The following is a 6198-nucleotide window of genomic DNA, read 5'->3' as shown; positions in this document are numbered from 1 at the left end:
CATCACATTATCTACCGGTCTACTGGTGGCACCAACCAGGTGAGCAATCTGCTCACTGTGTGTGCTACTTGTCATACCCAGGCCAATCATCAGCCCGGGGGCAAACTCTATGCCCTGCAGGCCAAGAAATTTCAAAGTCACCGTTCTTTAAAAGGCGCCACCTTCATGAACATCCTGCGCCGCCGGTTGTTCACCGCCTTTCCAGAAGCAAAGTTTCAATATGGAGCCCAGACGACTTTAGACCGGGCCAAATTAGACTTACCAAAAGCCCATTACAATGACGCTGTGACCATCAGCGGCATCCAAAAGATTGCGCAACAACCCACAGCCATAGTGATGTTTCACCAGTTCCGCAAAAAGAAACGCTCCCTGCATGAAGCTACAGCCCGTAAAGGTCGTAAAACACCCAATCGGGCCAGTAAACGAAATGCCAAAAACACGAAAGCTATCAACGGGTTTCACCTCAATGACTATGTCCAACTGCCGAACGGCCGAAGGGGCAGTATTTCCGGATTCAGCGGTCAGTACAAATGTTATGTGAAAGCTGGCAACCACTATTTGACTATCAACCCAAAATATAAACAAGTCAATCTATGCAAGCTCAAAGTGATCCGGCACCAAAATAACTGGAACGTTCTTGAAATCAACACCTCAGACTACATGATGGCGTAATAACTTTCTACGAAAGTTAGTGCTATCCATCCCCTGGTTAAAACCGGGGGACTTCCGCACAGTCCCATTAAAATCTTTAAATTAGCTAATATAGAACATTATACACTTTGTCCGAAAAGCTAGCTGTTGCTATTGGACTTGTTTTGATCCACAGCAAAGCCAAAATGCGGCATATCCAAGCCGTAATAATGTTTGATTTCTTTGCCCCGGACCAACATCCCATTACGAATGGCCACATTCATTGACGCTAGATTATTATCGCGAATAACGGACCAAACTCGCGCTAGTTCTAACTGCTCAAAAGCATATTGTTTAGCAGCCCTAGCTGCTTCGATAGCGTAGCCATGATGCCAAAAATCACGCTGTAATAAGTAGCCAATTTCAACGATAGGCGCGCCGTTAAAGGTTTGTTTGGTGAGACCACATTGCCCCACAAATTGCTGATCTTCTTTGCGAATCAATGCCCAAAGACCAAAGCCATCTTGCTGGTAACGTTGTACTTGGCGCTGGTACCAAGCCAGGACTTCAGCTGGCTTAAAAGCATGAGCATAGGCATACATTGCCTGCACATCCATCAATGTTTGGTTTAGGTTCACAATATCGCTAACGATTAACGGCCGGGTATAGAGTCGTTTGGTTTCAAAAATCATCTTTTCCAACTTCCTTTTTTAAATTCTGAATCTTGGTAGTTGCTTTTCCAACAACTTCCGCCTAAAATAACCCAATCAATAAGTTTTGAGGAGGTTTTTCATGGCAACAACAGATACACGGCAACCGATCTATGAAACCCTACTTATCGGGATTTTGTTAGCGGCCGTCGGGGGTTATATGGATGCGTTCACCTACATGTCTTATGGTGAAGTCTTTTCCAGTTTACAATCCGGGAACGTGATCTTACTAGGTATTAATTTAGCCAGTGGCCATTTTGCGGCAACTTGGCGGTATTTTATACCAATTTTATTCTTTGCTTTTGGGGCTGGGTTTGCGAATTTGATTGAACAGTTTTATGTCAAAAAGGACTTATTCATCTGGCAACAAATCAATTTATTGATTGAACTTCTAGGCATCGCCCTTATTGGTTTAATCGACCGCAATATTCCCCAGCTTTTCGTGACCAGTAGCCTTTCTTTTTTCGCCGCCTTTCAAGTGCACACTTATCGGCGTTTAAACGGTCACCCCTTCTCTACGACTATGACCACCGGGAACGTGAAATCAATTGGTTCAGCGCTGTTTGGTTTGTTATTTACCAAAGGGTCAAAAAAAGCTAACCGCATATTATTTACGGATAGCTTACTCATTGTTATTGGTTTTGGTTTAGGGGCATTCACAGCGACACTGCTACGTGATAGTTGGCATGCCCAAACTATTTTAGGCGCCGCCTTTATTTTACTAATTGTCTTTATGTTAACCCAGTATGACCTGCGGCGTCATCCTGAAAATTATTAATTCCTCATCAACATCAACGTGCTTTTTATTGGCGTTGATGTTTTTTAGTGGTTTTTTATAGGGGCCGCTGCACATCACTTAAGAAGTACTGGGCACCGTCTACAATATGAAAATATAATAATAATTCCAACATATCTGGTTGTAACCGTCTTAAAATCGCAATTTTTCCGGAACTAAAGTATTTCGTGACCATATCTGGCACAACTAAGCGATTACGATTGGGTATATCTGGCTTCAACAAACCAGATACAACTGCCCAGTGGGTATAAGCAGCTGTAAATTGTTGCCGCTTTTCTGGAGCTAAGTGATGCGTTTTCCCCCAATGACGCATGAAATTAACCACTTGGACCATCAGGCTTTGATCCGCACCACTATCCTGCGTTTCCTTGAAGAACTCTCCTAAGGTATACGCCGCAAAACGTTGCTGTTCAGCAGTTAAATATTGACTCACATCTACTGCAAAGGGATAAGCCATATCTGGTCTAGTGGGGGCATTAAACTTACCTACATAAACGTTGAAGTGCATATGATAGAATACTTGAATAATATCTTGGGCAAAGCCTTCATTGGTAATATGATAGCGGTCATAGCCTAATTTTGCTTGTAAAAATTCTTGTTCCGAGGCACGACTGCCCCCAGTTACGGTGGCCTGTAATAGATGATCCCAGTCTTTGAAACTGAATAATTCTGGCGTCATCTGCCGAATTTGTAGTAACTGTACTGGCGCCGCATTTAAAGTGTAGCCGGCATCAAAACATTTATACATCAACTGGAGGGTTTGCACGAGATGGCCCCCTAAGGAGTGACCCACGCCATAGTAATGGGTATCAGCTGGTAACTGTGCCTGGACCAAGTTCACAAATTGCTTCGCCATACCTAATTGGGAATAACGACTGTTATCCTCTCCCAGTAGGATGGCTTGGACATTGTAGCGCCAATCCCGATAAGCCTCTAAGAAAGATTGGTTCCAGCCCGCCAAAGGATTAAAACGACTTGTTTTTGGTTCTGTCGTATAAAACTCCGTACCTTTAAACAAAACAAATACTTCAGTCGTGTTTTCAAAAGTTAAAACAATCGCATAACCACTTAACCCGGTACTTTTAGCAGCGGGTAAAACATCGCGAATCGCCATAATTTGAACTTTTTCCGGCAGGCTTAAACTATAGTTCCAAACCAAATAACGATAAGCCTGTTCATACTTGGTCTTGGCTTCACTGTCCGCTGGATATTGATAGCCTAATAATGCCAGCAAAAAATCGCGGTTCTTGATCAAAGTACCTGGGACATAATGCGCCATGGTTTGTTGCAATTCACTGCTGTGTTCGGTAAAAATCATGCCACCTAAATCAATGGCCAGATCCTTGATCCCCCGATCATCCATCGCCTGCACTTCCAGTAACAAATCATTGATCTGTTTGAGAAGTGTACCGGGTTCGCTGTCTTGATTCAGCCGGGGTAAGCGACTTCTTAAGTCCTTTAAGTAGGCCAAATAAGATTGGCGATTTTCTAAAAGCCGATTCAATTGAGTCGCTAATGCTTGGCCAGCGCGCAGGGCCAAAATATCGCTATCCTGAGATAGATTTCGTTTTAATACCATTAAAAGTTGTTCTCGTTGCTGGGCAAAGCGAGTTAAGCGCGATTTTAAGGCGCTTAACTGTTGGCTGACGATAGTATCATAATTTGATTTAACTGCTCGAGGCACCAAACATTTCGCATCAAAATACATGCGTTCAAACTGATGGGCTAAGTTCAACAAAGATCGACTCAAGGTGAGATATGTTCTGATGTTCAAAGTGCACCTCTCTAAAATCAAAAAAATTTCTGAAAATGTCTTAGTATCATTCTACAACACTTCGGAAATTTTCGCCCGTTTCAGATTAGAAATACTGATATATCAGCATTTTTAAATTATTATATATGTTATACCTTAATTACTTAACAGATACCTTATATGATAAATATTTAAAGTATAAGGTATACCTTTTAAAATTAAAAAGATAAGTTATACTTTTAATTTTAAAGGTATAACTTATCCATTAAAAAAAGAGCCTCCGCAGAGGCTCGAATTGTTAAACTTGTTGACTGATGGGCCGCATCAAAATTTCATTAATGCCTACTTCCTCCGGTTGATCAATGGCAAAAGCTACTGCCTTGGCAACGGCTTCGGCGCTGAGCCCATGTTCTTTTTCATCTTTTTCAATCCGGGCTTTGGTCTCAGGATTGGTGATAGTGGTGTACAGTTCAGTATTCACTGCCCCAGGAGAAATCATCGTTGTGCGGATATGATTGGCAACTTGTTCCTGCCGTAACCCGTCCATGATAGCCTGAATGGCCCACTTAGTCCCGGCATAGACCGCTGTCCCGGGATGAACCACATGGCCAGCCACCGAATCAGTAGTAATAATTTGCCCTGATTTTTGTTGGATCATATAGGGCAACGCTGCCGCGATACCATATAAAACACCTTTGATGTTCACGTCAATCATGCGTTCCCACTCATCGACTTTGAATTCTGAAATCTCTGAAATAGGCATTAGGCCTGCATTGTTGTATAAAACATCAATATGGCCAAATTTGGTGTGCGCTAAGTCCACCAAACTTTGCACGCTAGCTTTATCCGTTACATCCGTAGCTTGATAGAGCACTTGTCCCGTCGCAAATTTGTCAGCTAATGTTTTTAAGCGCGCTGTGCGCCGAGCGCCGATTACCACATGCGCCCCAGCATCAGCCAAGACCTGTGTCGTTGCCGCACCAATACCACTAGATGCACCGGTAATAACAACGACTTTATCCTTAATTGCCATTTCTGAAAATCCTCCTTTATGGTTCAAGTTCATAATACCATTGTGCTTACCCATTAAAAGTAATTTTTTTAGGGAATTTGATTTATTTTCTTTGTAAGCGGATACATTACATGGTACATTTAATATATGGAAAGAGGTGCTCTAAATGTTCAAAAATATTGTGGTTGCCGGAAGCGGTACCTTGGGTAGTCAAATTGCCTTTCAAGCTGCCTATAAGGGATTCAAAGTTGTCATCTATGATATTAATGACGATGCGCTGGCCAAAGCCAAAGAACGAATCGCTAATTTGGAACAAACGTATGCCAGTGAGATTCAATTTGCCGAAAAGAACTACCTGCAGACTGCTGAAAATATTCAGTACAACTCAAACTTGCTACCAGGCCTTAAAGAAACTTTCACATCCAACGTTATTAAGTCAACCCGTGACGTTCAGTCTTCGCCAGATCGAATTCGCTATAGCAAAGATTTAAAAGAAGCCACCGCTAAAGCCGATCTGCTCATTGAAGCTATCCCAGAAATTATTGCCATTAAAGAAGACTTTTACGCCCAACTCGGCAAAGTAGCGCCTAAAGATACCATCTTTGCCACCAACTCCTCTACCCTATTACCAAGCCAATTTGCGAAAATAACTGGTCGCCCTGAAAAATTCTTAGCCTTACACTTTGCCAATGAAATTTGGCGGAACAATACGGCAGAAATCATGGGCCATGCGAAAACTGATCCTGATGTTTATGAGCAAGTCGTCGAATTTGCTAAGGCCTTAGGCATGATTCCAATTCGCGTTCAAAAAGAACAACCAGGTTATGTTTTAAATTCAATTTTAATTCCGCTATTAGATGCTGCCCAGTTATTGCTGGCTAACGGCGTAGCGGATCCTGAAACCATTGACCGTACCTGGATGCTGGCAACTGGTTCACCACAAGGCCCATTTGGCATCCTGGATGTCGTTGGGATTCAAACAGCGTACAATATCGTGCAAAACTATGCCACGACAACGAATGATGAACACTTCAAACGAGTTGCTAGTATTCTCAAGACAAACTATCTGGATAAAGGGAAGTTCGGTGTGAGTTCCGGACAAGGATTCTACACCTACCCTAATCCAAGATTCAGAGACCCAGATTTCTTACGGGGTGAATAACTAATCGCATTCCAAAAGGTATAAGGTATCTCCTAAACAATAAAGAGATACCTTATACCTTTTTTGCTTTATTCTGGGGTAAGGCGCGTATTAGCACTATTTAAAGTATAACTTATACGTGTAAATTAAATAGGT

Annotated in this window: 6 protein-coding genes; 3 read left to right on the top strand and 3 right to left on the bottom strand. The window is 42.3% G+C overall.

All coding sequences use genetic code 11. The features are described from left to right. The coding region (locus FC83_RS17500; protein WP_236700847.1) for an HNH endonuclease at positions 1-672 on the top strand (672 nt) is incomplete at its 5' end. 119 nt (positions 673-791) lie between these two features. Here the strand turns inward: FC83_RS17500 and FC83_RS14650 are convergent. Continuing rightward, positions 792-1322 (bottom strand): GNAT family N-acetyltransferase, encoded by a 531-nt coding sequence (locus tag FC83_RS14650; RefSeq protein ID WP_035452612.1) that lies wholly within the window; start codon positions 1320-1322, stop codon positions 792-794. Positions 1323-1422: 100 nt separating this feature from the next. Here FC83_RS14650 and FC83_RS14645 point away from each other — a divergent pair, with 100 nt between their 5' ends. Continuing rightward, on the top strand, positions 1423-2118 hold the full coding sequence (locus FC83_RS14645) for a YoaK family protein (protein WP_057002937.1): 696 nt from the start codon (positions 1423-1425) through the stop codon (positions 2116-2118). A gap of 55 nt (positions 2119-2173) precedes the next feature. On the opposite strand, the gene FC83_RS14640 is transcribed toward FC83_RS14645, so the two are convergent. Beyond that, the gene (locus FC83_RS14640) at positions 2174-3910 is read right to left on the bottom strand and encodes a DUF6792 domain-containing protein (protein ID WP_152537727.1); all 1737 of its coding nucleotides are present in this window, start codon (positions 3908-3910) and stop codon (positions 2174-2176) included. Positions 3911-4187: 277 nt separating this feature from the next. Further along, positions 4188-4922: an SDR family oxidoreductase gene (locus tag FC83_RS14635; RefSeq protein WP_035452608.1), complete on the bottom strand. Its 735-nt coding sequence runs from the start codon at positions 4920-4922 to the stop codon at positions 4188-4190. A gap of 145 nt (positions 4923-5067) precedes the next feature. Between FC83_RS14635 and FC83_RS14630 the strand changes: the two genes are divergently transcribed. After that, entirely contained in the window at positions 5068-6063 is a 996-nt protein-coding gene (locus tag FC83_RS14630) for a 3-hydroxyacyl-CoA dehydrogenase (protein ID WP_035452606.1), read from the top strand. Positions 6064-6198 lie beyond the last annotated feature (135 nt).

The organism is Agrilactobacillus composti DSM 18527 = JCM 14202, assembly GCF_001436375.1.
Lineage (GTDB): Bacteria > Bacillota > Bacilli > Lactobacillales > Lactobacillaceae > Agrilactobacillus > Agrilactobacillus composti.
Note: the sequence above shows the minus strand (reverse complement) of the source record. Positions and strands in the feature narration are given on the sequence as shown.

Coding starts and splice junctions, on each gene's coding strand:
- FC83_RS14645 (WP_057002937.1), top strand. CDS start 1,423: ATGGCAACAACAGATACACGGCAACCGATCTATGAAACCCTACTTATC.
- FC83_RS14635 (WP_035452608.1), bottom strand. CDS start 4,922: ATGGCAATTAAGGATAAAGTCGTTGTTATTACCGGTGCATCTAGTGGT.
- FC83_RS14650 (WP_035452612.1), bottom strand. CDS start 1,322: ATGATTTTTGAAACCAAACGACTCTATACCCGGCCGTTAATCGTTAGC.
- FC83_RS14630 (WP_035452606.1), top strand. CDS start 5,068: ATGTTCAAAAATATTGTGGTTGCCGGAAGCGGTACCTTGGGTAGTCAA.